The 26212-nt window shown below is 38.6% G+C and carries 25 protein-coding genes and 1 pseudogene; 8 read left to right on the top strand and 18 right to left on the bottom strand.

Annotated elements, in window-relative coordinates; all coding sequences use genetic code 11:
• Positions 1–6: 6 nt before the first annotated feature.
• Positions 7–672, bottom strand: a complete 666-nt coding sequence (locus FTV09_RS08120; protein WP_180057866.1) for a hypothetical protein — start codon at positions 670–672, stop codon at positions 7–9.
• Positions 673–858: 186 nt separating this feature from the next.
• Here FTV09_RS08120 and FTV09_RS08125 point away from each other — a divergent pair, with 186 nt between their 5' ends.
• The gene (locus FTV09_RS08125) at positions 859–3753 is read left to right on the top strand and encodes a valine--tRNA ligase (protein WP_180057875.1); all 2895 of its coding nucleotides are present in this window, start codon (positions 859–861) and stop codon (positions 3751–3753) included.
• A 52-nt stretch (positions 3754–3805) separates the two neighbouring features.
• Here FTV09_RS08125 and FTV09_RS08130 read toward each other — a convergent pair whose 3' ends face one another.
• The 8 genes and pseudogenes from FTV09_RS08130 to def form a co-directional block, all read right to left on the bottom strand.
• Positions 3806–4984 (bottom strand): hypothetical protein, encoded by a 1179-nt coding sequence (locus tag FTV09_RS08130; protein WP_180057877.1) that lies wholly within the window; start codon positions 4982–4984, stop codon positions 3806–3808.
• A 163-nt stretch (positions 4985–5147) separates the two neighbouring features.
• Positions 5148–5491 (bottom strand): annotated as a pseudogene (locus tag FTV09_RS08135) (endonuclease domain-containing protein).
• A gap of 125 nt (positions 5492–5616) precedes the next feature.
• Positions 5617–6801, bottom strand: a complete 1185-nt coding sequence (locus FTV09_RS08140; RefSeq protein WP_180057879.1) for a molecular chaperone DnaJ — start codon at positions 6799–6801, stop codon at positions 5617–5619.
• A gap of 93 nt (positions 6802–6894) precedes the next feature.
• On the bottom strand, positions 6895–7926 hold the full coding sequence (locus tag FTV09_RS08145; RefSeq protein ID WP_180057881.1) for a molecular chaperone DnaJ: 1032 nt from the start codon (positions 7924–7926) through the stop codon (positions 6895–6897).
• 119 nt (positions 7927–8045) lie between these two features.
• The gene (locus FTV09_RS08150) at positions 8046–9320 is read right to left on the bottom strand and encodes a glutaminase (RefSeq protein ID WP_180057883.1); all 1275 of its coding nucleotides are present in this window, start codon (positions 9318–9320) and stop codon (positions 8046–8048) included.
• A gap of 86 nt (positions 9321–9406) precedes the next feature.
• The gene (locus FTV09_RS08155) at positions 9407–9850 is read right to left on the bottom strand and encodes a hypothetical protein (RefSeq protein ID WP_180057885.1); all 444 of its coding nucleotides are present in this window, start codon (positions 9848–9850) and stop codon (positions 9407–9409) included.
• A gap of 55 nt (positions 9851–9905) precedes the next feature.
• The gene (locus FTV09_RS08160; protein ID WP_081410305.1) at positions 9906–11120 is read right to left on the bottom strand and encodes a GGDEF domain-containing protein; all 1215 of its coding nucleotides are present in this window, start codon (positions 11118–11120) and stop codon (positions 9906–9908) included.
• Positions 11121–11394: 274 nt separating this feature from the next.
• Entirely contained in the window at positions 11395–11874 is a 480-nt protein-coding gene (gene def / locus FTV09_RS08165) for a peptide deformylase (protein WP_180057887.1), read from the bottom strand.
• Between the two features lie 197 nt (positions 11875–12071).
• Here def and FTV09_RS08170 point away from each other — a divergent pair, with 197 nt between their 5' ends.
• The 3 genes from FTV09_RS08170 (at position 12072) to FTV09_RS08180 (ending at position 15567) form a co-directional block, all read left to right on the top strand.
• On the top strand, positions 12072–12752 hold the full coding sequence (locus tag FTV09_RS08170; protein ID WP_180057889.1) for a hypothetical protein: 681 nt from the start codon (positions 12072–12074) through the stop codon (positions 12750–12752).
• Positions 12753–13053: 301 nt separating this feature from the next.
• On the top strand, positions 13054–14127 hold the full coding sequence (locus FTV09_RS08175; protein ID WP_180057895.1) for a GGDEF domain-containing protein: 1074 nt from the start codon (positions 13054–13056) through the stop codon (positions 14125–14127).
• A 165-nt stretch (positions 14128–14292) separates the two neighbouring features.
• Positions 14293–15567, top strand: a complete 1275-nt coding sequence (locus FTV09_RS08180) for an MFS transporter (protein WP_180057897.1) — start codon at positions 14293–14295, stop codon at positions 15565–15567.
• A 39-nt stretch (positions 15568–15606) separates the two neighbouring features.
• Here the strand turns inward: FTV09_RS08180 and FTV09_RS08185 are convergent, their stop codons facing one another.
• The 4 genes from FTV09_RS08185 to pnuC all read right to left on the bottom strand — a co-directional run bounded on the left by FTV09_RS08185 (position 15607) and on the right by pnuC (position 17642).
• A complete protein-coding gene (locus FTV09_RS08185) occupies positions 15607–16119 on the bottom strand; it encodes a DUF2505 family protein (protein WP_067764448.1) in 513 nt (170 codons plus the stop codon).
• Between the two features lie 166 nt (positions 16120–16285).
• Complete coding sequence (locus tag FTV09_RS08190) at positions 16286–16588, bottom strand: hypothetical protein (protein ID WP_067764451.1); 303 nt, start codon at positions 16586–16588, stop codon at positions 16286–16288.
• A gap of 68 nt (positions 16589–16656) precedes the next feature.
• Positions 16657–16950: a hypothetical protein gene (locus FTV09_RS08195; RefSeq protein ID WP_180057899.1), complete on the bottom strand. Its 294-nt coding sequence runs from the start codon at positions 16948–16950 to the stop codon at positions 16657–16659.
• A 107-nt stretch (positions 16951–17057) separates the two neighbouring features.
• Positions 17058–17642, bottom strand: a complete 585-nt coding sequence (gene pnuC, locus FTV09_RS08200) for a nicotinamide riboside transporter PnuC (RefSeq protein ID WP_180057901.1) — start codon at positions 17640–17642, stop codon at positions 17058–17060.
• Positions 17643–17859: 217 nt separating this feature from the next.
• On the opposite strand from pnuC, the gene FTV09_RS08205 reads away from it, so the two are divergent.
• Genes FTV09_RS08205 through FTV09_RS08215 form a run of 3 tightly spaced genes read left to right on the top strand, consistent with a single transcriptional unit; the run spans position 17860 to position 20197 of the window.
• Entirely contained in the window at positions 17860–18645 is a 786-nt protein-coding gene (locus FTV09_RS08205; protein ID WP_180057903.1) for a crotonase/enoyl-CoA hydratase family protein, read from the top strand.
• A gap of 52 nt (positions 18646–18697) precedes the next feature.
• Entirely contained in the window at positions 18698–19597 is a 900-nt protein-coding gene (locus FTV09_RS08210) for an alpha/beta fold hydrolase (protein ID WP_180057905.1), read from the top strand.
• Between the two features lie 36 nt (positions 19598–19633).
• On the top strand, positions 19634–20197 hold the full coding sequence (locus tag FTV09_RS08215) for a TetR/AcrR family transcriptional regulator (RefSeq protein ID WP_180057907.1): 564 nt from the start codon (positions 19634–19636) through the stop codon (positions 20195–20197).
• On the opposite strand, the gene FTV09_RS08220 is transcribed toward FTV09_RS08215, so the two are convergent.
• A complete protein-coding gene (locus tag FTV09_RS08220; protein WP_180057909.1) occupies positions 20179–20667 on the bottom strand; it encodes a hypothetical protein in 489 nt (162 codons plus the stop codon). The two genes, FTV09_RS08215 and FTV09_RS08220, sit on opposite strands and share 19 nt — an antisense overlap.
• A 435-nt stretch (positions 20668–21102) precedes the next feature.
• Between FTV09_RS08220 and FTV09_RS08225 the strand changes: the two genes are divergently transcribed.
• Entirely contained in the window at positions 21103–21549 is a 447-nt protein-coding gene (locus tag FTV09_RS08225) for a GNAT family N-acetyltransferase (protein WP_180057911.1), read from the top strand.
• Positions 21550–21595: 46 nt separating this feature from the next.
• Here FTV09_RS08225 and FTV09_RS08230 read toward each other — a convergent pair whose 3' ends face one another.
• The 4 genes from FTV09_RS08230 to FTV09_RS08245 all read right to left on the bottom strand — a co-directional run bounded on the left by FTV09_RS08230 (position 21596) and on the right by FTV09_RS08245 (position 25832).
• Positions 21596–23521: a diguanylate cyclase gene (locus tag FTV09_RS08230; protein WP_180057918.1), complete on the bottom strand. Its 1926-nt coding sequence runs from the start codon at positions 23519–23521 to the stop codon at positions 21596–21598.
• A 128-nt stretch (positions 23522–23649) separates the two neighbouring features.
• Positions 23650–23988: an FKBP-type peptidyl-prolyl cis-trans isomerase gene (locus tag FTV09_RS08235; RefSeq protein WP_004981094.1), complete on the bottom strand. Its 339-nt coding sequence runs from the start codon at positions 23986–23988 to the stop codon at positions 23650–23652.
• Positions 23989–24216: 228 nt separating this feature from the next.
• Positions 24217–24747: a YaeQ family protein gene (locus FTV09_RS08240; protein ID WP_067764480.1), complete on the bottom strand. Its 531-nt coding sequence runs from the start codon at positions 24745–24747 to the stop codon at positions 24217–24219.
• A gap of 65 nt (positions 24748–24812) precedes the next feature.
• A complete protein-coding gene (locus FTV09_RS08245; protein ID WP_373685047.1) occupies positions 24813–25832 on the bottom strand; it encodes a GTP-binding protein in 1020 nt (339 codons plus the stop codon).
• Positions 25833–26212: the final 380 nt, after the last annotated feature.

Consider the following 26212-nt stretch of genomic DNA (forward strand, 5'->3'; position numbering starts at 1 on the left):
TTTTAATTAACTTTTTGCCGATTTATCATTAAAAAATGCCATGAAATGGTCAAAATATTGACTCATGTCTTGTGCATTATAAGTTTTACCTAATTTATCAAAACGTTTATAACCCAATTGCGTGGTTAAATTAATGACACCATTTAAGGTTTTATCCACCACCATATTAAACTTCAGCATTTTTTTTGGTTCACGCACTAAGTATGTTACGCCCTCATCCACCACTTTGGTAAAGGCTTTTAAAGCAGGCGATACATATTGATTATTGCCTTCCTTCATTTGATTCACACAACCCAACAATTCATTGGCAAGTGCGGCATCTACTGGGTAATTCATAAAATGCTGACCATTTTCTTGATAAAAACGACCATGTAAATAATTCACCATGGGTTTTAAACGGTCATTGCCAAAGAAAGACACCGACCATGGCATATACTTTCGGGTCGTTTCACGAATTTGCTGAATAATTTTTTCAGACTCGTTATCTCCCGATTTATTCATACGCGCCATTTGACCAAACACTTGATCTAAGATTTCGCAGGTAATATCTGCGAGATTGTCACCCAAAACTTTAGACTGGCTTTCAGACTCACCTGCATTTAATTTTTGATAAATCGAATCAAAACGTTGATAAGTTTCTGGCTGAATTTTAAGAAAAATTGAATAACTCATATGATATTGCTCCTATTTTTATCTTAGTTTTGGGATCAATCTGTGTTTCTTGTACTTGCCCTATCATACGGACTCTTTTTTATACTGCCAATTGGCTAAAGTTTACATTCGCCCAACATCCCTAAATCGTCATTTTTTTTGCTACAATAGATCCAATTTTTTATCCACTTTTGATCTGTTTAGACTATGACTGATTCAGCGCAAAATATCGCGACAACCTACGATCCGACTGAGATCGAAAAAAAATGGTACCAAACTTGGGAAGAGCGTGGCTATTTCAAGCCCTCTCAAAAAGGTGAATCTTTTTGTATCATGATTCCACCACCAAACGTCACTGGTAACTTGCACATGGGTCATGGTTTCAACAATGCCATTATGGATGCGTTGACTCGTTATAACCGCATGTCTGGTAAAAATACCTTATGGCAACCGGGTACTGACCACGCGGGTATTGCAACACAAATGGTTGTAGAGCGTCAGTTGGGTGCACAAGGCGTAAGCCGTCATGACCTTGGCCGTGAAAAGTTCATCGAAAAAGTATGGGAATGGAAAGAACAATCTGGCGGTAACATTACCCGTCAAATTCGTCGCCTAGGCTCATCTGTAGACTGGTCACGTGAACGCTTTACCATGGATGATGGTTTATCAAATGCTGTAAAAGAAGTGTTTGTAAAACTACACGAAGATGGTTTGATCTACCGTGGTAAACGTCTGGTTAACTGGGATCCAAAATTACAAACTGCCCTTTCGGACTTAGAAGTTGAGTCTGATAAAGAAGAAGCAGGTTCATTGTGGCACTTCAAATATTTCTTTGAAGATAAATCACTGCGTACTCACGATGGCAAAGATCACATCGTTGTTGCGACCACTCGTCCTGAAACACTACTTGGTGATACTGCCGTTGCGGTTGCGCTTGATGATGAACGCTATGCAGCGCTTGTAGGTCAAAACATTATCCTGCCAATTACAGGTCGTGCAGTTCCAATCGTTAAAGACGAATATGTAGACAAAGAATTTGGTACAGGCTGTGTAAAAATTACCCCTGCACATGACTTCAATGACTATGAAGTAGGTAAACGCTGCGAATTGCCAATCATCAACATCTTCAACAAAAATGCTGAAGTGTTGGCTGAGTTTGAATACATCGCGAAAGCGGGTGAGCAAATTTCTAAAACCATTCCTGCTCCAGCGGACTATGTTGGTTTAGAGCGTTTTGAAGCGCGTAAAAAGTTAGTTGAACAAGCTGAATCTGAAGGCTGGTTAGAGCAAATTCAACCGTACACCTTAAAACCACCTCGCGGTGACCGTTCAGGCGTGATTGTTGAACCGTTATTGACGGATCAATGGTACGTAAAGATTGCACCACTTGCTGAGCCTGCAATTAAAGCGGTTAAAGATGGCGACATCAAATTTGTACCTGAGCAATACAGCAACATGTACATGGCTTGGATGAACAACATTCAAGACTGGTGTATTTCACGTCAATTGTGGTGGGGTCACCGTATTCCAGCTTGGTACGATGTAGACGGTAATGTTTACGTAGGTCGTAACGAAGCTGAAGTTCGTGAGAAAAATGGCATTGCTGCTGATGTTCAATTGGATCAAGACGAAGACGTATTGGATACATGGTTCTCTTCAGGTCTTTGGACATTCTCAACTTTAGGTTGGACTGGCGACGCTGCGAAAGATAAAGAAAACTATTTCTTAAATACGTTCCACCCAACTGATGTATTGGTAACAGGTTTCGACATTATCTTCTTCTGGGTTGCCCGCATGATCATGATGACCATGCACTTCATGAAAAATGAAGATGGCACACCGCAAGTTCCGTTCAAAACTGTGTATGTACACGGTTTGGTACGTGATGGCGAAGGTCAGAAAATGTCTAAGTCTAAGGGTAACGTGCTTGACCCATTAGACTTGATTGACGGTGTTGACCTTGAAACTTTAGTACAAAAACGTACCACAGGTTTGATGAACCCGAAACAAGCGTCGAAGATTGAGAAATCTACCCGTAAAGAATTCCCAGAAGGCATTCAATCTTACGGTACAGATGCGGTTCGTTTCACCTTCTGTGCGCTTGCCAACACGGGTCGTGACATTAAGTTCGACATGAAACGTGTTGAAGGCTACCGTAACTTCGCAAACAAAATCTGGAACGCAACCCGTTTCGTGATGATGAACTGCGAAGAGCAAGTGATTGGTCAAGAAGTTCGCCAAGACCTTTGGGAATTGCCTGAACAGTGGATCGTGAGCCGTCTACAAAAAGCGGAACAAGCGGTGCAAACAGCATTTGCGACGTATCGTTTAGACTTGGCTGCACAAGCGATTTACGAGTTCATTTGGAATGAATACTGTGACTGGTATGTAGAGCTGACGAAGCCTGTTCTAAATGACGAAAACGTATCAGTTGAGCGTAAAGCTGAAGTGCGTCGTGTTCTTCTTTCTGTGATGGAAGCGTCTTTACGTTTGGCACATCCGTTGATGCCGTACCTTACAGAAGAAATCTGGCAAACACTTGCGCCGAAACTGAACATCGTTGGCGAAACGATTATGCTTGCGCAGTACCCTGTTGCTGACCAAGCGCTTATCAACGAACAAGCTGAAGCTGATATGCAATGGCTGCAAGGTTTGATTGGTGCGGTACGTAACATCCGTGGTGAGATGGGTCTAGGCAATGCTCGCTTATTGCCTGTACTACTTCAAAACACGACTGATGCAGAAAAAGCGCAAATCGCTCGTATTGAACCATTGTTTAAAGCGTTGGCGAAAGTTGAAAGCATTACGTTCCTTGCAGATGCTGAACAACCACCATTGTCTTCTTCATCTGTAGTGGGTCACGTGTCTGTATTCGTTCCAATGAAGGGCCTAATTGACCCGAAAGCGGAGTTGGGTCGTCTACAAAAGGACTTGGACAAGGTTCAAAAACAGCATGACCAAATTGCAACTAAACTTTCTAATGAAGGTTTTGTGGCGAAAGCACCTGCGGCTGTGGTTGAAGGCGAGAAAGTGAAACTTGCTGAATTTGCTGATCAGTTAGCGAAGATTAAAGCGAATATGGAGCAAATTGCAGCGCTTTAATGTGTTGTTAGTTTGATCTGATTTGTGTATAAAGGACTGATTATTCAGTCCTTTATTTTTTGGTTAACGGGACTCTCATATCTACTAAATAAGGAGGAAATAGTATTCCAACACGTTTATTTTTTTCATTAAATCCTAATCTAGCAGTACTTAAAAGATGTTCAATTTGCGGTCTAATTTTTGTATCTAATTTACTCAAAATATAATTTATAAAATTTTTCACAATTTCATATTCGTCATAAATAGATGCGATATTCATCGTTCGAATTGAGACACCTATACTCTTTTCCCAAAAATCTTCATATTCCTCGAAAATAGGCATTTTATTATCAAAATATACACTGCCAAATGATTGTTTATTAACATTTACATTACCATGAAGTAAATCATTCCTTTCATTCATCAAAGTATGAAATTTTTTACATTCTTCCGCAGTATAGTCAACATTGGAGGAAAAACCATTACAGTTTAAGTGAAGTGATTGAACTCTAATATCAATAGGCTGTCTAATGGTTGTTTGATACAGTCTTTCGTTTAGCTTAACCTCAGGCTTAGTTAGTATAAATAATAAAAAATTTACAAAAGATTCAGCCATTACAGGCAACATGGCTCTTAAACCAAAAACTTGCCCAACTGCAAAATCATATTTTTGAAGTGTTTGTGTCCACTTTTCTTTAACTTCCTCAAACTCCAATTGATTTCGAGTGATCTTTAAATCTATACGATCTTGCTCTAAGTTTAAATTCAGCTCATTTAACTTTATAAAACTTTGTTCAATCGTAGACTTAATACGATAATACGGATTAATAAATTCAGTCCATTTTTCCAAGGACTTTTTAGTTATAGATATACCTTGTCCATAATTTTTAAAATCTGCTTTAACTTGGCTAATAAAGTCGAACTTATTTAGTCCCGACTCGATAACTTCACCACTAACATGTATTTCTGTTCTGAAATTATGTCCTTGGATATGAACTAATCCTTTAGGGGAATCTAACATCCAATCCCAATGAATTAAATTATCAGAATTGTCATTTTTTAATATTGTTAAAATTCCATTGGGGTCACCGTATTTTGCTGATAAATAGCAAAATAAATCAATTGGTTTGATTTCGTTTGTGATTTCCCAAATTTCGCCTTTTTTTGAGCTACTATTTAATTCTCTTTTATCCAAAAGTTTTAAAATTTCTTGAAGAGTAAGGTCTTTCAATTCCAAGAAAAAATTTTCCATTTCCTTATCCATATAACATTACTAATTGTAATAATACCTTTCCCTCTACACTATCAACAGGTTAGATAACTACTAAAAAATTAATTTTTATACTTAATACCCTCACCCCAACCCTCTCCCATTGGGAGAGGGAGCGTCATTTGATTTAATTCCTGTATGAGTGTCACAATGGAGTTCCCTCTCCTCTTAGGAGATGAGCAGCACTGCTGCGCAAGGGAGAGGTATTTCGCAATTCACAACATACATTCAACAAATCTTCCAACACCACATCAGCCCTACTCAACACATCATGATTCCAATACCGCACAACAGTTAAACCCAAAGCCTCTAAAAACTTGGTGCGTTCAGCATCATAATCAATCGTATCACCAGTTCCATGCTGACACCCATCCAACTCAATCACCAAACCAATTTCATGGCAGTAAAATCCACAATATAAGGTTTGATCACATGCTGACGGCGAAATTTAAGATTCATAAATCGCTTGGCACGTAGAATTTGCCACATCAGGTGTTCTGCATCGGTGGCAGTGTGACGCATGGATTTGGCGAAGGCGAATAATCAGCGGGTTAAAGTGCATAAAAAAGCATCGTCAAAATGACGATGCTCTGAATGACAATCAATGCTAAAAATTACTCAAATGACCAACTAAATGCTCTGCTTTTCAGTAAAATTTTTAAGTAATCAAAATCCTTATAATCATTTAAACGCTTTTCATCTCTTAACAGTTTTGCTTGAATATCTGCTAAATCGCGTTGATATTTTTTTATCAAATCAACAGGTTTAAAACGCTGTTTGTAAAAACCAGAGCCAATCCAATCAAATGAATAAATAATATCATCTATTTCAAATTGCAATTTCTCTACTTGCTCTTCCAACAATAAATTATAAGATTTCAAATGCTCATTCGCGATTTTTGTTGCCTGTTCCTGATCACCTTGCGCTGTAAAAACACGCAATTTCAAAAGAGTAAGCAAATCTTTTTCCTCTAATGCAGCATTTGCTTGCTGTAATAATTCGGTTTTTTCAATGCGCTTTTGTTCATCTTGCTCTCGATCAGGGTGAATTAAGGCAGCAATTTTTGAATAAATGCTTTTTAGAGATTGCCCTGCCATTTTTTTCGCTTCTTCAAGCTGTGTTTGCTTCTTTAAAATTTTCTTTTTTTCCTTTTCAGCAAACTTTTGATATTCATCACGCTCATCTTCATTAAGCTGATTTTGAATAAAATTTGCTTCTTCTCGATCTAATTTATCTTTTACTTTTTCCATAAACGCGTCGAGATTATTGAGATCCAAATCAAAGTCAAGCCAAGCTACGGGTACCCCGATTTGGTCTGCTATCATTTCTTTTATGGCTTGTTTTTGCATCATTTCATCAGCATCATGCGCTTGATGCGAATGATCATTTACATGAGAGCTGACTTCTTCAGCATCAGCACTTTCTTCTATCAGCTCATAATGTTGAGCAATGATAAGCGTCAACTCATGTTGTTGTTCAGAAAGATTCAGATTATTAAGCAGCTGACTCGCTAAAATTGAAATTTTTTCATCTAAACGCACTAAATATGTTTTTGCGATTTTATGCGTATTTTTATATTGCCAAAGCGTCTCTAATTGAGCGAACAAAACGTGGTGCCACTGACGATATACAGGTAATAGCTCATCTCTTGCATCCTCTTGAACTTGTTTTTGCGTTTGTTGCCAGTCCGCCAATACCATTTGTAATTGCTCAATTTTTTCAAGCAACCGATTAAACTTTTTTTGTTGTGCCGATAATTTTTCACTTGTTTGATAAATGCTTAAATCTAAATTGCTCATTCACTGACTTCAACGCTAATCTTAATTTCTGTAATATTTTAGCATAATGAATAGCATACAAACTTTTTGCTTAGTTCAAAAAAACTATATTCTTTACAAAACCCCATGCTCCAACAACATCCCTAGCCCACTCTCTTTCCCCATAAAACTCAGCCGTTGCTTCTCCGCTTTTAACTGATGCTTCACGTTCGACACATCCGCATCAATCTGTTTATACAACTGCTCAATATTGAGTTGCCCTTTGGACTTTTGCACCGCAATTTTGGCTTTATTTGACCATACAAGCGAGTTAATCAATTCCTGCATCTGCTGTTTTAAGGACTGGCTTTGTGCTTCTAACGCCTGTTGGTAAAACTTGAATTGTTCTGTGCTTAAGCCTTTGTTTGAACCGTTTTTACTTTGCTCAACTTCAAGCTGAAGTTTCAGTAAAAAGAATAAATCTTCCTGTTCGTATGCTTCATTGGCACGTTGTAAAAGCTCGGTCTTTTCCTCTTTTTTAGCTTCATCGGGCTCACGATCAGGGTGAATGATGGAAGCAATCTTGAGATACACAGTTTTGAGTGATTGATTCACCATCTTTTCAGCTTGCGCTTGTTTTTCTTGCTGACGTTTTAACTTGGCTTGCTCACGTGCTTGTTGGTATTGATCATTATTCCAATCTTCAAATACATCATCGGCTTGGACTGTTTCAGTTTCAGGCTCATCAAAAGTGTCTATATTTTTCTTCTTGTTTTTTTTCTTGCTGTATTCATCTGCCTGCTGATAATAGACATGCATTTTTTCCACTTCATCTAACTGCTTTTGACTCAGCAAATGTGAACCTTGTAGTAACCGTGCTAAAGTTTGGATTTTATCTTCCACCAATGCTGTATTTGATTTCGTGAAACTATAACTACTTAGACCATTCCAAAGTGTCTTCATCTGTTCATACAAAGTGCTATATAACTCACGATACGCAGGCATCAGCGCCTTTTGACTATAGGCACGAATGTCATCTTGGGCATGTTGCCATGCAAGCAATAACTGTTTCTGCTGTTCAATCTCATCAATTAAACGATTCAGCTTCTGATGCTGTGGTGAGACTTCTAGCACAGTGTGAGGCGTGGTTTTTAACTCAAAAGACATACATGAAAACGTACAGCGAAAATATCATTATAGCTGAAAACACAGCCTCCCAAGCAGTGCTACATAATGTGTGTCGTGTCGTTCATGCAGCATCGATTGGATAATTAAAAAAAAATCACTTAAGCAAAATGTTGTAAGTATTGTTCTAATTCCTCATGGCGTACAACATCATGTCCTGCATGGCTTCGGCCTTGTTGTAAGATTTGCTCAGAGTCAATCACGACAACGTCATGACCATCTGCAATCAAGCGATCTACACCTTCAAATAACATACGTTCACCGACATCATGGATCAAAGAAATATTAGTGAGATCAAGGACAATTTGAGTCGGTTCGACAGCTTCATTTTGCAGTATGCGCAATAACATTTCAGACTCCGTAAATTGCAGCACACCACGCAGCTCATACACCACAACTTGGTTATCAACGCCACAGGTATAACGTCTTTGTACAATAGTCTGAGCGCTAGGCGTCCCCTCCATCAGGTGCAGCCCCATATCTTTAGACAATCGTTCAAAAATTTCCACGCCACGTACACTATTGCCGTGTTCATCGAGTTTTGGGCTAAATACCGCAATACCTACCTGCCCCGGTAGCACACCCATGATGCCTCCTGCTACGCCACTTTTTGCAGGTATGCCAACTGTGCTCAGCCAGTCACCTGCGGCATCGTACATGCCACACGTCATCATTACACTCAGTACTTGCCGAACCACAGCACGGGACAATATCCGCTTGCCTGTTGCAGCCTGTACTCCGCCATTGGCCAATACACTGGTCATTTTCGCTAAATCTTTCACCGTGACTTTTATCGCACATTGTTGAATATAACCATGCACAATCTGTTCAGGGTCTTCATCCAAAGCACCGACAGTACGTAACATGTAGCCAATCGACATATTACGAAATGCGGTCTTTACTTCAGACGCATACACTGCGTCATCAAAACTCAGCTCACGCCCTGCCAACTCACTTAAAAACTGACGAAGCTTTTCTGCACGTGAAATGCCATCTTGATGCGGGAGTAAAGCATGCGTCGTGATTGCGCCCGAATTTATCATCGGATTCTTGGGCAGATTGGTATTTTTATCTAAGGCAATTTGGTTAAAGGCTTCGCCGGAGGGTTCAACCCCGACTTTTTTAAATACCACATCCAAACCTTGATGACGTATCGCCAAGGCATAAGCAAAAGGTTTAGACATCGATTGAATGGTAAATTCAACCTCATCATCTCCTGTTGAGTAAATCGTGCCATCTACCGTAGAAAGTGCCAATGCCAATTTGTTTGGGTCAGCCTGTGCAAGCTCTGGAATATAATCGGCAAGTGCACCTTTATGGTTTTGATCGCATGCAGCTAAAACATGCTGAAGATAATCTGGCACGGGTGTTTTCATTCTTTTGCCTATGTCTGTTATAAGTTCGGATGTACTTTTTTTTATACCAAATTCAGGCTCAGGCTTGATTCAAACTTACAATATTTCTATAAAGCCTTGGTACCTAACTCAATATAAACAATATTTAAATGATGCATCATCTCGCGAATGAATACGAAATAGATCAATAAGATAAAAGCATCTTGTGCTAACAGGTTTAGATAATATTCTTTGCGCTCAACCATTTGATTAAAAGCTGCTTCTAGCGCGATACGATCAATTATCTGACTATCGTCAAAAAACACATGACTTAAGGTTTTTAATTCAGCATCTTGGCTTATACCAATACGTTCAACACGATGCTCCAGTTTTAATTGTTCTAATATTTCTTCAATTGCATAGATGAGATATTCAATCGCTAAATCATCAAAATGAGCACGGCGAATACTTTTTTCCATCAACTGTTTTAAACCGATTTGAAAGACACATTGCTGCTCGGTTGTATCAAACTGCAATTGGTTTGCAGCCAAATGAAATTGAATTGTTTGCATGGCTCATCTCACCCAAAGCTTAAACACGATTCATGGAGTCTAAATTTAGCTTAAGTTAGCTCATGTCAGTTGATGTTAGCTCATGAAAATGACGTACCTGGTTCCGCCCTTGTTGCTTGGCTAAATACAGTGCTTGATCGGCGAGTCGAGTGACTAATTCAGGTGATGTCCCCTCAACAGCAGTCGCGACACCAAAGCTAGCTGTTATTTTTAAACAATGTTGATTGGTTAAAATAATGTCTTCATCAAAAATGGCACGACGGCAACGTTCAGCAACCTCAATGGCTTGTTCTAAATTTTGATCTTTTAAAATTAAAATAAACTCTTCACCGCCAAAGCGCCCAACCACATCTTGCTTACGGGTACTGTCATTGAGTATCTGCGCAATCCTTTTTAATACCAAATCGCCCGCTTCATGCCCATATTGATCATTGATTTGTTTAAAATAATCCATATCCAATAACACGACTGCAAATTCTTGTTCGTATTCATGGGTAAGTTGATGCAATTCATGACTGACAAAGCGGCGGTTATAGACATTGGTCAGTCCATCGACACGACTTAAAGCTTCAATTTTTTGTTCCCGATGACGCCATTGCATCAGTAAGATTTGAAAAAACAAAGCACTGACCAGCAAGATCGGTAAATACAGCTCCGCCATACTGAGTAGCCAAAAGGAATTATCGTAAAAACTGGATTGGTTGAGTAAAGGACTAAATATCGGCGCATAGTCCAAACGATTTTGTGCCGTTAAATAACAGATTACACCAATAAAAATCGTAATTGGGAACATAATCACCAACATAATAATAGGGCGATAAAAGACCAATCCGACCAATAGTAAATTCACTGTGCCCGCCATGGTAGCTGGACTATAAATACCCACCATATAACCGCCATAAATCATGCCGAAGCCAAACAATACGGGGGCGAAATAACTAAAAAAGGTACGAAAAGGCTTATTCTTTTTAAACCAAAAACTCAGTGCTGCCAGCAAGGCAAACATGCTCAAAACCAATGACCCAATAAGAATCCGCATTTTTAATGCAGCTGGATCAAACCAAATGACATTTTCTGAATAGTAAAAATTGGCCACAGACCAACGCAGCACACTAAACTGTGCCAAAATGCCAAAAATAAGCAGCAGCCGGCCTTTATCATAATCCGACCAGTTAATAATTAAATTATCTGATTCAAATAGATAATGTTTGAGCTTATCCCAATACACCCACATTTTTTTGTAGATGCCATATCCAAGATACTTCCCCATTTTTTGTACTGTTTTCTGATTTTATTATGCGCTTAGTTATACCCATAAATGCGTATAAAAAGAAATGACCAAAATGATTTGTTACATGTAAAATAATGAAAAATTTGAGTTATTTTTAATCTATCGCTGTTAAATGCTCACTATGCCTCAGTTTCAAAGCAGCCCTAAAATTGGCTTAAAAAGTAAACTTTACAGTCATCTGTTCAGGTCAACTTTTTTCAAAATAGTGCTGCATATTTTGCTTACACAATATTCGTAAAACCATCACATCTACTTAAAGTCGTTCAGTAAATAAGATACCGTCTAAATGATCGACTTCATGCTGTACAATTCGTGCTGGAAAACCTTCTAGATGAATTTCAACAGGCTGTCCCTGTAAGTTTAAATATTGCACGGTAATTTTCTCAGCACGTGCCACTTGCCCCCGCGTATCCGGCACACTCAAACAGCCTTCCTCACCTAAAATCGTTTGCTCTGAACGCTTAGTAATTACAGGATTCATCATGATAATTGGCTGCATTTCTGGTGCATCTGGATAACGTACATTCGGTCGAGAGGCCACAATAATCACGCGTTTAGAAACATAGACCTGAGGTGCTGCGATACCGACACCATTACGTTCTAACATGGTCGCTTGCATGCTTGCCGTTAAATGCTGAAGCCAATTACTTTCCAACTCATGAATTTGTATTTCACTCGCACGAATGCCAAGTATTGCTTCACCTAGTTGTGCAACTGCCATAATCTGCGACATGTTAGTTTCCTTTAATCTTTTGTCTTTCGCTGAATCACATCTTAGCGATTATAGCTGGTAGAGCTATGCTTATTTATTCAAAAGTACATCGGTTATCTGAAAATTCTCAGGCACATGTAACTTCAAAAATTCATCGACAGAAGTAAAAACTTAATCATAATAAAAAGCGATACACCGTCATCTAACATGGACGTCCAATGATGCAATTCGTTCAAATTACTGTACTGATCCTGTGCTCTGTATTCATATTAAGTGCCTGTAAACCTACGCCCCAAAATGAACATGTTGCTCAGTCTAAAAGTGAACAGGTCCTTTCGTCTCAAGCTGCAGATTTATTGCAACGTTATGAAAGAACTTGGAACGACTATCTCAAACATCACGACCATTTACAGCTACAACAAGACCTGAATGCTTTACTGCTGGATATTCCACAAATTAGCGAAGATTATTCCGTTCTACATTTAAAATCACAAATATTGATGCAGTTGGGTCGCTTTCAAGATGCCTTAGAGGTGAACCGAAATTTGTTTCAATTGAAACCATCAGCAATAACATACAGTCAACAATGTTTAGTGCAGGAAATTCTTAAAGCTACGCCCAACGATATTCAGCAATGTTACCGTGAAGTTGTCAAACTGAATCAAGATGCATTGGCTCAGCTCCATCAAGATTCAAATGAGTATCAAGATGCTTTGTGGTTACATCAACTGTTTCAATATCAAGCAGGAGAGCATCAAGTCTTAGGTGATTTACAAAGATATGTACACCGTCAACCCGAGGCTTTACGTGGTAATTTACAGCTTGAATTAGACATGCGAACACAGCTTGAAGTACGGGCAGAATTACTCGAATCAATCCGCCAAAATGGACAATTTTAAGATGAAAATTCTATTTTTACTCAATCTAAAGTAAAGGCTCTAAATATTTGTTTTTAAAAAAATTAATATTTTTTGAAGTTTCACTTAATTCAGTTTTATCATTGATTTTATCAATCTTTGTTATGAAAATTTTTCTTCAAATTTCCGATCAGTTACAAACTGTAACATAGGATTTAGTGCTAAGATTACTTTTGATTATTGCTGTATTTTTATACTATTTTTTATGCTTGTTCCTCAGCTGAATGCTTTTAGTCTGGTTACCCCATTATTTATGATCACTATGGGATTCGTGATTAGCATTATGCCTTTCATAAAGCACATCCCCGATTATTTGGTGCGTTATGGCTATTCTACTGCGCTCGCAGGAACAGCATTGTTAATGTATAGCATTATTCAGCCCACAGAAATTCCACGGATCTCTACAATTATTAGTGGTCTGCTTTTTTTTAGTGTGGCTTTGTTTGTGCAAGCTGTCAGCCTACGCTTAAAAGTAAAAATTTCGTGGTTGTTTATGCTGCTGATCATTGCGATCGGCATGTCAATCACTTTTTATTTTTCAATAATTGATGAGCAATATAGCTATCGCCTAAGTATGCTGGCCATCGTGCCTATTGCCTTATTTACTCATAATTTACCTGCATTGTATAAGGCACAGCTTAAGCATCGTCTTGACCGCTTGCTTCGCGTTTCAGTCGTCCTGCTTATTTTTGTGGTGATATTTCGCATCGGTGATTTAATGTTTGTCCTTGAACCGAGCAATGAAATTTTAGCGAACAATATGTTATTCGCTACATTGCAGTTATTAATTTTAGTCTTAAGTATTGCACTTGCAGCCTTACTTATTAGCTGTGCTATTCAAGATATTTATCAAAAATTAAAACGTGAAAGCCGTATTGACCCTTTAACTGGCTTGCTTAATCGAAGGGCTTTTCAAGAAAAAATTCAACAGCGACAACAACGTTCATCCCCTTCTCAGCATGCTGTTATTGTCTGTGATATCGACCATTTCAAACACATTAATGATAACTATGGGCACAAAATTGGTGACATAGCCCTCAAGAAAGTTGCAGATATTTTAAGAAAATCTTTACGTAAACAAGATGAAATTTCTCGTATTGGTGGCGAAGAGTTTTTAATCCTGTTACATGACATTGACCGTGATACAGCGCTATTAGTGGTGGAGCGTATGCGTCATCACATTGAACAGTCAGTCATGAATATTCAAAATCAAAAAATAAAGATAACAATCAGTTTTGGTATCAGCTTTTTTCAAGACTATGCACAAATTCATGAATCAATTCAGCATGCAGATTTGTTACTTTATCAGTCCAAAAGGTATGGGCGAAATCAAGTACAGTGGCAGTTAAGCCCTTAAAATACACACTTCTAAGTTTTGGAATTGTTCATAGGTATTAAAAATTCGACATAATATAATTGTCATAAAAATTAGTTTGTTATCATTCAAAAAAGTTTGATTATTCATCAAAAATACAAATCACTAAAATCATAAAACTGCATATTTGCTACTGGATTTTTTTGCATGGAAGCACAGACTCGTCTCACCCCACAAGATAAACGCACACTTGGACTATCCTCACTCGGTGGCGCATTAGAGTTCTATGATTTTGTCATCTATGTGTTTTACGCCAAAATCATTTCTGAGTTATTTTTCCCCACGGGCTTAAGTCCATTTTGGGCCATGCTAAATACTTATGGGATTTTTGCGGCGGGCTATTTTTTCCGCCCTTTGGGTGGTGTCGTCATGGCACACTTTGGTGATCTGGTTGGACGTAAGCGTTTGTTTAGTTTGTCCATTTTACTTATGGCACTTCCAACATTAATGATCGGCATTATGCCAACCTTTGAAACGATAGGTTATGCTGCACCTCTACTACTGTTACTCATGCGCGTTATTCAAGGCATTGCTATTGGTGGAGAAATTCCTGCTGCGTGGACTTTTGTATCAGAACATGTACCTGAAGGTAAAATTGGTATTGCCAATGGCTTACTGACCGCAGGACTGTCACTGGGCATCTTATTGGGCGCCTTAATGTCACTGTTCATTTCTTTAAAATTTAGTGAAACTGAAATACATGATTGGGCGTGGCGAATTCCCTTCATTGTCGGCGGGATTTTCGGTTTGGTCGCATTGTATTTACGTAGTTATTTAAAAGAAACGCCTGTGTTCAAAGCCATGCAAGAAAAAAAGCAATTGGCGAAAGAACTACCTGTAAAACAAGTATTGCAACAACATAAAACTGGTGTTGTGATTGGTATGTTGTTTACTTGGTTCTTGACGGGCTGTGTGGTGGTGTTGATTCTCGCTATGCCAAATTTGCTGACGGGTGCTTTTGGTTTTGAACGTGCCGATGCCTTTAAAATGCAAAGTGCTGCAATTGTCATGCAGATGCTCGGCTGTATCTTGGCAGGCTTATTGGCTGACCGCTTCGGTGCAGGAAAAGTGATGTTGTTTGGATCATTACTCGTTGCGATTATTGCTGGCGTCTTTTACAACAGCTTAGGTCATGTTGCAGCTTCTACGATATTCATACTGTATATGCTTTTAGGTTTAGCGTCTGGCACTGTCGGTATGGTGTCTTACAGCATGGTTAAAATGTTCCCAGCCCAAATTCGTTTCTCTGGTATTTCGTTTTCCTACAACCTTGCATACGCTATTGCTGGGGGTATTACGCTTCCTTTAGTCCAATGGCTCAGCCTATATAGCAACATCGGTGCTTTATATTATGTCTGGACAGTGTGTGTAGTGACGTTCTTCACGGCCATGCTGTATCGCAACAAATTTGAAAAAGCTTAAATTTTAGCGCATAAAAAAGCGGCATACATGCCGCTTTTTTTAATCAAAACGCTGTTCACTCTTAAAGATTTTACGTAATTCGTCTTCTACAATTTCAATTTCAAGCTGACTAAAGCGACGAATTTCGCCTTCAGCATGTTTCTCTAACATCCCACCAATCAAAGGAACTTTTACTTTGACTGTCCAATCTAAGTTAAAACTTACTTGTGTTGCATCACCGGAAACACGGCGTTTACAACTTGCAGCCAAAGGTAAATTTGGATCTAAAATTACATCAGACGTTAAAGCAGCCAAATCACTGATGTCTGTGCGCTGTAAACGAAAAGCATCTTTTAAAAATTTTTTCGCAATATCTGGAATATTTACGTCTAAACTGTATTCACGTTTAAGCGTATAGATGTCACCCACTTTTTTAGATTCAAGTATTTCTAAATTTTCTCCAGGAATTCGTCTACAAACTGCCTCATGTAAACGGGTGTCTGCTGCTAGTCTTTTAAAATCCTCTAAAGAGACACCATGAATTGTGGCATTCACTGTAAATTGATGCGCCATTCGCATAATCCTTAAAAATAATTTTGGTTTTATTGTTTTATTTCGCTTACATCCAAAGCGAAAATCGAGAATATATGGATTTAATCGAAAACAAAAGTGACTGTCATTGACTGAAAAATAAGAAGCGCTCTCCAATTTGCCAATCTTAAAGATGAAATCAAAATATTTAAATTTTAGAGACAAAAACTTGCCCCTCTAAGTCCTTATACTCCATTTCAAAACACCAAGCTGCATCAATATTGAGATACATACCTGCATAGGACAACTTCGCATACCAATGACCAAAATCCAAGCCACCTATATCAAAACTGGCTTGTTTGGGTAATTGATTGAGCAGCCCAGCATTCAATAATCCATCAGGCTGCATCGATGTACAATGCTCACCATAATGATGAAACAACTGAAAACAGATATGATTAAAACGCTGCTGCTGGAAACTTTTTAAATCAAGTATGAAAAGTTCTGTCATCTTTATTCTTCTTATATTAAGGTGTTTGTGCATGTCTATGCTGTGTATTTCCTCTACACAATGGGACATTAGCCGAGCCGGTGTTCATGACCAAAACGATCGTGATGTACCAGTTTGATGTGTTGAGCATAATCAATCATCAAGCTCTGTTCCCGAAAACTGACGTAAATACAATACTCCTCAGTCCCATCATCTAAGCCACTGACTTGACAATGTGTCCCTTTGGGAAATTGGTTGAGCCACTCTGCTGCATATACATCTGCAATTTGCTCAAACTGAAAATAATGCATAGGATCACGCATGAATTTTTCTACCTGTTGGTCAAACCGCAGGCATTGTTCATGATAAAAATCAATGATCATGGGTTATTTCCCTCAGTTATCACAACAGAATATTTTCCAAAGCCTTTTCTTTGTAACGACATCTTCTACGAATAATGAATAGATTAAAAACTTACTGATTCTACCCATCAAAGCCCAGTGATAGCATGCTGTTGTTGTTTGTTTTTGACTTGTGTCCATTGCCACCAACCAAATGCGGCAAGTCCAACAAAGGCAGCATACAAGCCTGCGGTTAAAAATAAATCTTTATAGATAAACATGCCAACATACACGATATCGACAAATACCCAGAGCACCCACGTCGCAATATGCTTACGACTGGTCCAATAGGTCGCCAATAAACTAAATGCCGCCAGTTGAGCATCTAATAAAGGCACTGCTGCATCGGTAAAATACTTTAAACTTAGACCAAAAATTAACCCAGCCACGGCTGCCATTGCCATTTGCATAATGACCAGTTTTGTCGCAATAGGCTCTATTCGAATATCATGGTCTTGCTGCTTACCTTTTAACCAATGGTAAAAGCCATAAAAATTCACTACAACAAAGAAAAACTGCAAAATAGTTTCGCCATACAACTTATAGGTATAGAACAGATAGGCATATAGCAAGAATGCAGCAAAATTAAACCACCAGCACAGCATATTTCGCTTAATAGTCAAGCTAACACCAATAATACTAATAATCACCGCAAAAATTTCTAAGTTTGACATGCTAAAAGCTGCCCTGAATAAGCTGCTGCTATTATGAAAAAAACCGTGTCAAAGGCAAGTAAAATCCGCAAAATTTCACCAATGCTGAATAGCGTATGTTCTACGATTTTTACACCTTAAACCTGAATTTTGAAATTTTTCAAATATGAACGCTAGAGTTTTGACAGTTTTCTAACAATCGTTTAAAAACATATAAAACGAATAAGGAATAATCAAAATGTCAGAACTACAGGGGCGTGTTAGTCGTGAAGTACGTGGTCATCTTTTTCTCATTGGTTTAGACCGAGTAAATAAAAGAAATGCTTTCGATAGTCATATGATTCAAGACTTGTCCTTAGCCCTCACAGAATACGAAGACCAAGCAGAACTTCGCTGTGCTGTGATTTTTGCACATGGCGATCATTTCACTGCTGGTCTCGACTTAGTCGAACTACAACCCAAGCTCAGCACTGGTGTGTTTGATTTTCCTGAGACGCAAATCAACCCTTGGGGAACAACATCAAGACAACGTAAAAAACCCGTAGTGGTCGCTGTTCAAGGCTTTTGCTTTACGGCTGGAATCGAATTGATGTTGAATGCTGACGTGGTTGTCGCCCATAAAAATACCCAATTCGCACAAATGGAAGTTCAACGTGGCATTCTGCCTTTTGGTGGCGCGACAGTCCGTTTTGTACAAGCTGCCGGCTGGAATAAAGCCATGCGTTATCTACTCACAGGTGATAGTTTCGACGCACAAACCGCTTATGACATGAATTTAGTAACCGAACTAACTGAACAATCGAGTTTAGAACGTGCTTTAGTTCTAGCCCAGGCCATCGCTCAAGCAGCACCACTCGCAGTGCAAGCAACTTTAGCATCTGCTCAACAAGCCGTTACACAGGGAACTGATACGGCCTTTAAACAGTTAAATCAACACTTACAGCCCTTACTCCATACCCATGATGTGCAAGAAGGTGTACTCGCCATGCTGGAACGTAGAAGTGCCGACTTTAAAGGTGAATAGTACCTTAATAGTTTCAAGCCATATTGATCATAAAAATAAGAGAATGAAGAAAATGATGTCCACAGCCCAACTTAGCAGCATTCAAAAAAGCACCAGTCAACACGTTCAGTTTTCAGCAACAGATGGCTACACACTTGCAGGGATTCAATACACACCAGCCCTCCAAATCAAAGCACAAATCGTGGTGTCGAGTGCTACAGGTGTGCCACAACAATTTTACCGTCGTTTTGCTGAATATGCAGCCGCGCTCGGTTATCAAGTGCTGACCTTTGACTATCGTGGCATTGGACAATCTGCACCTCAACATTTGAAGGGCTTTGAAATGTCCTATCTAGATTGGGGCAAATTTGATCTTTCAGGTGCAATTGAGTTTGTGCAACATGCTGGACTTAAAACTTTTGTAGTAGGACATTCCTATGGTGGACAAGCTCTAGGACTCACCTCAAACCACCAACGCGTCAGTGCCATGTACTGTTTTGGCACAGGTGCAGGTTGGCATGGATATATGCCTTTTAAAGAGAAGATGAAAGTGCATGTAATGTGGAACATCGTTTTCCCACCCATGGTCGCAGTTAAAGGCTATCTCCCTTGGAGTAAACTCAATATGGGTGCAGACTTACCTGTCGATGTTTATAAGCAGTGGCGTAGATGGTGTAAAAATCCAACTTATTTTTTTGCTGACCCTGATCAGCCCGAATTAAAAACCCTATATGCGCAAGTCAAAACCCCTATATATGCAGTTGCCGCATTAGATGATGATTGGGCACTTCCAAACTCACGTCATGCCTTTATGCAACATTACCGTCAAGCACCTATGCACTATCAAAATATTGAAGCACAAAATTATGGGCTTAAAAGCATTGGACATATGGGCTATTTTCGACAAGGTGCTGAGCCCATTTGGGATGAGGTCTTAATGACGTTTGATCGCTATATTGCAGATGAAACCTAGTCACGATGCTGCTTATTACAATGCGGGAGTATCTGCATGAGACCGCGTAAGTCCTCTACTGAACAAGTGCTGATTCGCTCAGCACAATGTTTTAAAAGCTATGGCTATACCGCATGCAGTATGGGAAAACTTGCGGAAGCATGTGACGTATCCAAAGCAGCTTTTTATTATGATTATCCAAGTAAAGATGCCCTGCTCATGGATATTTTAAACATGACCCATCTGCATTTAAATGAACAAATCTTTAATACTTTAACCCAAAAAACCGCTCAACCACAGCAACAATTCACCATGGCGCATCAACGAGCTGTTGAATTTTTCAGCTACGGTGAAATGGGATGTTTGGTGGGAATTCTAAGTACAGAACGTCATCTACTCAGTACTGACTTGGTGACAAAGTTACAGCTCATTTTCCACGATTGGCAAAATGCCTTTGAAGCTTTTTTTAAGTTTTATTTAGATGAAGCCACAGCCCAAAAACTGGCCAAAATCAGTTTGGCTGACTATGAAGGCGCAATTTTAATGGCACGATTGAAGCAAGATTCAAGCTACTTAGATTTGGTATTGGAACGGATTTTAGCTCAACTGGCAGTTTCTTGAACTTTATATTCAAGCTTATGTTCTTCACCAAAACGATCCACATGAGTATAAAACTCGCCATAGCGCCCTAAATAATATTCAAGCGATTGATTATAAAAGTTCCAATAAATTGACCATTCGCCCAGATCAAGCTGACGAATTTGTGTTTTACAATTGACTGGCATTTTTCTTAAAAAATCAGCCTGTAATTGTTCCGCTGCGGCTTGCGAATCTAAAACATATTTTTGTTGAAAAAAAAGTGCTGCAATATCATCAAACAATTGTTGTTCATATTCGTCCACTTCTACCGTTTCATCCACTTCACGCATTACTTCTGAAACCGAAATTTTAGACGTACTTTTAGAGCGTTTAGGAGCTTGATATCGTGTGTAACCTTGACGATAGCGCTCTGTTTTATAGATTTTTTTAGCGACAATCCCAATACCGCAAAGGGCAATAAAGATACAAAGAAATATTAAAAAAGTGACCATAATCTCAACTCACTGAAGTTAAACACTCAGTATTTAGATATTTTCATTTTTAAATATAACGCAGAATATGCTGCAAACTTCACTAAAATTGCCAACAAATTGGCAAAAACTGCATTTTCAGACCAAAATATTATTTCAAGTTATTACAATGCTTAACCAATTCATCGATATACACAAGGCAATAAATAAAAAAATTTGAGAAAATTGTATTAAATACAATTTCTGTATCATCAATCGTAGTATTGGAATCGATTAGAAATTAAAGAGAAATAAATATACATTTGTAAATTTTGCAACAATTTTGAAATAAAACTTAAACCTAAATAGGCAAATGCTTCAATAAGGACATAAAAAGCAACAATAAGCCTATTTAAGCCAAGGGCATTATCTTCTGAAATGTCAGGCTGTTGAAGTTTATATAAAAAGAACAACCTTATGATTCGAGAGGCACAAATCCAGGACATTCCTGAAATTATTCAGGTCATTCACAACAGTATTCGTTCATGTATCCAGGACCATCAACGAAATGAAAGCGTTATTCAAACATGGCTAGAACAAGCCAATCATGCCAACATCATGTTATGGATGCTGTATAACGATAGTTGGGTATATATCAGTCATGACCGCGTTGTTGGTTTTATTTTAGTGAGCGATAAAGGTGAAATACTACTCAACTATATTTGCCCTGAATGCCAAAATCGAGGTATTGGCACTGCGCTTTTAATGAATATGATGAAATGCTTTCGTCAAAAAAATATCAATGAAATTCATCTGCAAAGTACCCATACTGCACTGCCCTTTTACCAAAAATATGGTTTCGAACCGACTCTTGGCGTATTGCAAGAACCGACACCTTTAAAATTAAGCAAGCAATTATGTTAATGCGAAGCGATATTAAAAAGCCTATCTCGTTATCAAATTATTCTTTTTAGTGTAAAGACGCTCTATCAGATGAATCTACTTGAGGTTGAAGCTGATCTCGACCAGCTTGTTTTGCGGCATAAAGACAAGTATCCGCTGCTTTCATCAACTCATGAATATTATCAAAATCATGCTGACGATCCATCCAGGCCATCCCCATACTTAAAGTGACATAGGTTTTTTCATCCCCTCGATTAATATGTTGCATATTTTCCTGACGAACAGCCTCAAGTACCATTTCAAGTTGTTCTTTGGCTATGGCATAAGGCACATCATTCATTAATATCGCAAACTCCTCTCCCCCATAACGAGCGATATACGCAGAGTCAGGCAATGTGTCGCGCATAATCTGTACCAGTTTTTGTAAAACTGTATCGCCTTTTAGATGCCCATAATGATCATTATAGTTTTTAAAATAATCCACATCTAACATGGCAAAGGTTAAGGTACGATGGCTATGAAAACGTATTTCGCTAAATAAACACTGAATTTCTGCATTTAAAGCACGACGGTTATAAGCACCAGTAAGTGCATCGATGCGCACTTGTAATTCAAGCTTCTCATTTAAAGTATTTAACTGTGCTGTACGTTCACGTACTTTTTGGTCTAATGAACTATTTAGTTCTAATAGCCTGTTATTGAGCTGCTCTGTGTTTAAGGTTTGCTGTGCATAATGTCGTGACTGCTGAAACATAATGAGTAAGGCATATAAGCTGGTCGATATAAATGATAAATTCATCGAATCAATTAAATTCATCATGAATAAGAAGTCATTCAAAAAGGTAATACATAGAAATATCACTGCAAATAAATTTAATCGTGAATATTGTTCTTTCTTTTTTATGGTTAGATAAAAGCCATAAGCAAAATTGAGTAATACTGGCAAAACATAAGCAAAGCTATAGGTCGCTAATGGCTGAAAAATTTCTGGAACTGAAACCAAAGTCACTGAAATATTGAGCGACAAAAGCAGCATCGCAATTTGATAGTTCAAACTAAATAAGTAGCGATGGCTAAGTAAATGGATATAACTTAAAAAGAAAATTGATGCGAGATAAGTAAATAGATACTCAAAGCGTGTGCCCCACAACCAATTAATATCGGTAAAAACCGTATAGGCATAAGGTGCTGAAAATAAATTATGTAAGGCTAAAAAAACAATAAATAAGCCAAAAACGAAATTACTGCGACTATTACGTCCACGTAAACCGCGAAACACTGAAAACACCGAAAACACCGAAAACACCGAAAACACCGAAAACAAAATGGTAAACAGTCCTACACCGAGTACTGCCCCCGAGACCATCGCAATGCTCATCATTTGCTGTTGGAACTGACGGTTAACCGTTCGGGCTAAACCAATCCGCATCGGATTTTCAAAACCGCCATGCAGCGTATTAAAGCTAGAGGCTTGGATGGTTAAGGTAAAATATTCATCTTGTGCAACAAAGTAGGCGATTCGTGGCGCATTTTCTGTTTTTTGTTCACTTTCACTTGTACTGACTTCCCCTAAGCGCACAAGTACGTCGCCGTTTAGGTACACACGATAAGCACCATATTGGTTAGGAATCAATATCGCTATACGACGTCCAATAAACACTTTAGGGATTTTAAAATGGCCAGTAAACGTACCGAAGCCTTTATTTTCACCTGTTAATTCTTTAAATGAAGCAGGTAAAACCACGGATTTACCCATCAATACTGAACTTGATTCAGTTAATAATTGATTGGGATAAAATAACCAATGGCCATGTAATAATGTACTGGTATCTTCAGTAAATGTGACCGAGTTAACATCTTTTTGATGTTCTAAATAAAAAGACTCTGGTGCTGTTTCATATTGCGCCTGTGCAGGCGATAGCCCCAAGGTGAGGCTTAATAATATAAGCGTAAATGCCCAGAACAGACTGGTGCGATGCAAATGAAAAAGCAACGTATCAAAATCCTGTGCATAGCGTCGAGTATTTATTCTAATCTACGCATAAAAATAGAAATCACCAAATACTATTTTATCTAATTGATCATTACATCCATGTTTATGATCAACTTTGTCAACTTAAATTAATCACGTGTTTTAACGTCATATAATTCAATTTCAAAAATAAGGTTTGAGTTCGCAGGAATAATATTCCCCATTTTACGTTCACCATAAGCAAGATGTGAAGGAACGATTAATTTACGTTTACCACCAACTTTCATACCCATAATGCCTTGATCCCAGCCTTTAATTACACGGCCAGTACCAATCACAGTTTCAAAATAGTTACCACGGTCAAGTGATGAATCGAATTTAGTTCCATCTTCTAACCAACCCGTATAATGAGTAGTAATCAAAGCACCTTTTACCGCTTCTTTACCTTCACCTACCACTAAATCGATAATCTCTAATTCTGCGCTCATGCCGTCAACCTTAAATATAAGTACTTTTCGAAAAGCATATTATAAAACAGTTTGGAATTGATGTGCCCTTGGTTTCGACTCTGGGCTCACAATCTCCTCTGAATTTGACTGTGTGTAGCCCGTATAAATTATCGTTAAATTTTTTTTATAGGCTGCTCAATTTATTTACGGCATAAAAAAAGGATGTAAATGACATCTACATCCTCTTTGAAACATCAACAATCAAAATTATTGCAACTGCGTCCATTCAATTACAGCTTGTGCATGGTCACCAATCAGTGTCCATTCACCATCCATCACATTTAACTGCAAAGACATGGTACGTTCACACAGCGCTTGAATTGCTTCAGTCGTTGCTTCTGACAACTGCCAAACTTCGACGTTTTTGAGCGTTTTCAATTTGCTGCTACGCTTGTACCATTCAGCAACTGAAGAACCATACGTAATGACTGCAACATGTGGGCAACGTGCGCTAGCTTTCTTAACTTTATCTTCGTCAGGACTGCCAACTTCAATCCATTTGACCAATTGACCTGTTAAATCTTTTTCCCACAAAGCCGGTTCATCAGTTTCAAACAAATCCTTGGTAAATTCTAACGCCTCACTTGCATAACGTGCGTATGCAAGTACACGAACCATCAAACGCTCAATGGTTTCAGATGGATGTAATGCCATAGTGAGTTGATAGTCACCATATTGGTGTACATCCATATTGGCAATGTTCAAATCTGCTTTATAAATTGTAGCTTTCAGCGCCATACAAGAGTCCTCAAATTTGGCGCCTAGCATATAAGATTTGGCGCGTCTTTGCTGACATGATTTACTTAATTCTCTGCGTCAATACGACATTGCATGAGTAAATCTTCAAACGCTTGCCAGTCACGTTCACCCTGATAAATGACTTCGACTCGATTATCGATACCTTCTTCGCTCGACAAATAATTAAATTGCTCTGGATTAAAGTTAAAGGTTTTCCAACCTTGATTGGTGTGAAAAATACCTTTAATTCGGAGCCAATTTTTCTGCTCACACAGTAAATCGAGCAATTCCATGAAATCAAATGTCCATCTTTTTGGGAGCTTCCACCCCGCAACACTATAGCCTTGTGCGGACTCGACATAGTGATATGGCAATTGTTTTATTTCAATTGGCGTACTTTGAGTCTGCTGTTTTTGTATTCGCAGTAAAGGCTGTATTTTACGTGGGCTGCCTGCATAAACGTGATCTATCTCGGCAAATTCGATCTTGCCATTTTCAGGCTTTAACCACAGCTGTAGATAAGGTGCATAGGCCTTTTGCAAATCGTCCAATGCATGCTCATCGGCATTCGTCATCATATCAACATGAGAGATGAAAACAATTTGCGCGACTTTCAATTGATCCGCATATAAGTTCTGCTTGGTCCAATCAGCATCGTGCAAACGTGAACCATCGACCACAGTCACTAAAGCACGCATACTTAAATGCGGCAACCAATGCGGCTCTGTCAGTTGTTCTAATAACTGAGCTGGATGCCCAAGACCTGTTGGTTCAATAAAGAGACGATCTGGTTTTTCTTCTGAGAGTAAACGAGATAAAGCAATTTGCATGGGTAATTGGCTGCTACAGCACAAGCAACCACCTAAGAGTTCTTTCACTGCATAGCCACCTTGTTGTGGCAATAATTCCTGATCAACCCCAATTTGTCCAAACTCGTTCATCAGAACGGCCCACGTCTCCCCTTCGGGCTTCTGTGCCAACAAGTGCTGTAATAGCGTGGTTTTACCCGCACCTAAAAAACCAGAAATAATATGAACAGGAATCGCGCCATGTGGGGACACTAATTTCAAAGCAAACTCACTCATACAAAATGTAAAAGACCAATGAGCATCACTCTAATGACTTCACATGCTCACATCAATACTTGTGTTCTATACCTTCGAATCCTATTTGCAGGCTAAATGGCGCAAGCGTGTTTAAATCTTTCTAAAATGATGAGCCATTTAATATTCAGTCACACTTAATTGACAATCGCGCCATTATCTTTCCGTTATTGCATCAATTTGAAAAGAATACTTACATTTATATTTGCCAAATGATCGACCAAATGGCCTATTCAGAGATGGATCCGTAAATTTGAACAACTCCTATAAGTGATATTCTGCTCCTCAAATGATGTTATAAACATCAATATATGGAGTATTTTATGGCACGTAGACCAAGAAGAAATCATTCAAATGATTTT

The organism is Acinetobacter sp. YH12227 (genome assembly GCF_013417785.1).
GTDB classification, from domain to species: domain Bacteria; phylum Pseudomonadota; class Gammaproteobacteria; order Pseudomonadales; family Moraxellaceae; genus Acinetobacter; species Acinetobacter gandensis.